Source organism: Mycolicibacter senuensis, from assembly GCF_003284925.1.
Taxonomy (GTDB): domain Bacteria; phylum Actinomycetota; class Actinomycetes; order Mycobacteriales; family Mycobacteriaceae; genus Mycobacterium; species Mycobacterium algericum_A.
On the sequence record NZ_QMEX01000254.1, the window covers coordinates 1 to 2669 of the forward strand.

General features: G+C 71.5%; 2 protein-coding genes and 1 pseudogene. 2 read left to right on the forward strand and 1 reads right to left on the reverse strand.

Annotated features, from left to right (window positions below):
* Positions 1-46: 46 nt before the first annotated feature.
* Positions 47-643, reverse strand: a pseudogene (locus tag DQP56_RS23710) (exodeoxyribonuclease V subunit gamma); the annotation flags it as partial.
* Between the two features lie 53 nt (positions 644-696).
* Between DQP56_RS23710 and DQP56_RS23715 the strand changes: the two are divergent.
* Together DQP56_RS23715 and DQP56_RS23720 are read left to right on the forward strand one after the other, a co-directional pair.
* A complete protein-coding gene (locus DQP56_RS23715) occupies positions 697-1860 on the forward strand; it encodes a zinc-binding dehydrogenase (RefSeq protein ID WP_112689504.1) in 1164 nt (387 codons plus the stop codon).
* Positions 1857-2669: 6-phosphofructokinase (locus DQP56_RS23720; RefSeq protein WP_112689506.1), on the forward strand; the 813-nt coding region annotated here is incomplete at its 3' end. The genes DQP56_RS23715 and DQP56_RS23720, both read left to right, overlap by 4 nt.

Below are 2669 nucleotides of genomic sequence, written 5' to 3' on the forward strand. Positions count from 1 at the left end.
CCGGGGTCTTCCGGGCTCAGCCGCTGGGTCGCAGGCAGCGCAGCGCGGCGTGCCGAACGTGGGGGGGATCGGCCGGAATGGCCGCGGCCAGCGCCCGCCACAGCGGCGGCTGCCAGGCCAGGTCGGGATCCAACTGCCCACCCGCGCCGTCGCCGCGCCCGCCGTCGAGCCAGTCCGCGAGCATCTCGGGCCGCTGTCGGGCGTAGGAGGCGAACAGCCCGGCCAGCCGCCGCGCCACCGCGTAGCGCCGGCCACGTCGCACCTGCGCGTCGTCACCGTCGTGAAAGTGGCCCAAATGCGTTGCCAAGGTGCGGCACCAGTCTTCGTCGAGGCTGGCGTCGATCACCGACAGCAGCGGCCAGCTCATCGCGTCCGGCGACCACGGGTCCTCATCGGCGATCCCGGTGATCTCGGCGATCAGCGACGCCGGATTGCGAAACTCCACCCCCGCGCACACCCCGTCGCCCCATGAACCGGCGCCGAGCACATGGGACAGCCGCTGGGACAGCCAGCGCTCCACGCCACGGGCCGGGACCAGCACCAGGTCCAGCGCGAACGGGTCAGCCGGCGGTGTCGCCAGCAGCGCGCCCAGCCCGTCGACGAGGGCGTCGGTGCGTTCGGCGCGGTGCAGCTGCAGTCCCATCGCGGCCACCATAAACCGCGCCACCGACAGGGGTGCCTCGTAGGCTGGGTCGCGTGAAAGCGGTCAGCTGCAGTAATGCCCAACTCGACGTCATCGACCTGCCGACACCGGCGCCCGCCAAAGGCCAACTGCTGCTCGGGGTGCTGCGCTCCGGGATCTGCGGCTCGGACCTGCACGCCCGCCACCACTGCGACGAGGTGGCCGAGGCGGCGGCCGAGACCGGCTACGACGGTTTCATGCGCTCGCACCAGCAGGTGGTGCTCGGCCACGAATTCTGCGGCGAGGTGCTCGACCACGGACCCCGCACCCGCAAGGCGCCCCGCGCCGGCACCCGGGTGGTCTCGGTGCCGCTGGTACGGCGCGCCGACGGCATCCACCCCGTCGGGCTGTCGGCGGCGGCGCCGGGCTCCTACGCCGAGCAGTTAGTGGTCGAGCAGTCGCTGACGTTGCCGGTCCCCAACGGGCTGTCGGCGGAGGCGGCGGCGCTGACCGAGCCGATGGCGGTCGCCTGGCACGCCGTCCGGCGCGGTGAGGTGCGCAAACGCGACGTGGCGATCGTGATCGGCTGCGGGCCGATCGGCCTGGCGGTGGTGTGCATGCTCAAGGCGAGCGGGGTGCGCACCGTGATCGCCAGCGACTTCTCACCCGGCCGGCGCGCGCTGGCCGCCCGCTGCGGCGCCGACGTCGTCGTCGACCCGGCGCAGGGCTCGCCGTACGACGCGGCCGCCGGGCACGGACATCTCACGGGATCCGCGGATGCGTTCGGTGTCGCGGTGGGCACCGTGGAGAAGCTCTACAAGGCGCGGCTGCCCTGGTGGCATGTCTGGCGGGCCGCCGAGGCCGTCGGCGCCGCCACCCCGAAACGCCCGGTGATCTTCGAGTGCGTCGGCGTCCCGGGAGTGATCGACGGGATCATCGCCGGCGCCCCGCTGTTCTCCCGGGTCGTGGTGATCGGGGTATGCATGGGCAACGACACCATCCGCCCGGCGATGGCGATCAACAAGGAGACCGACCTGCGGTTCGTGTTCGGTTACACCCCAATGGAATTCCGGGACACGCTGCACATGATCGCCGAGGGCAAGGTCGACGTCACGCCGCTGATCACCGGGACTGTCGGGCTCGGCGGGGTGGCGAACGCCTTCGATGCGCTGGCCGATCCGGCGCGGCACGCCAAGATCCTGATCGATCCGCAGAGCCCGTTGCAGGAGGTGTCATGACCGCGGGGATCAAACGCGTCGCGATCAACACCGGCGGAGGCGACGCACCCGGCCTCAACGCCGTCATCTATGCCGCGACGTTGGCCGCCGACAACCGCGGGTGGGAGGTCGTCGGGATCCGCGACGGCTTCAACGGGATGCTGTTCGGTGACGACTACCCCGACGGCGGTTTGATCGAGCTGACCCGCAACCGGGTGCGCGGCATCATCCACCAGGGCGGCACCATCCTGGGCAGCACCAACCGCGGCAACCCGATCGCCTACCCGGTGCAGCAGCCCGACGGCAGCTGGATCGCGGTCGACCGCACCGACGAGCTGCTCGGGCGGTTCGCCGAGCGGGGGATCGATGCGCTGATCACCGTTGGCGGGGACGGCTCCCTGACGATTGCCAACCATCTGCACGACGCCGGGCTGCCGCTGGTCGGGGTGCCCAAGACCATCGACAACGACTTGGACCGCACCGCCGCGACGTTCGGTTTCGACAGCGCCGTCGGGTTCGCCTCCGAATGCATCGACCGGCTGTTCTCCACCGCGACCTCGCACAGCCGGATCATCGTGGTGGAGGTGATGGGCCGCTATGCCGGCTGGATCGCGCTGCACGCCGGCATGGCCTCCGGGGTGCACGCCATCCTGATCCCGGAGATTCCCTACCGGCTGGAGCCCGTCGCCGAACTGATTCGTGAACGCGCCCAACGCGGTTCGACCTACTCGATGGTGTGCGTGGCCGAAGGCGCCAAGCCGGTGGGCGGCGAGCACACGGTGGCCGCCAGGGCGGTGGGCCAGGCCGAGCGGCTGGGCGGCATCGGCCAG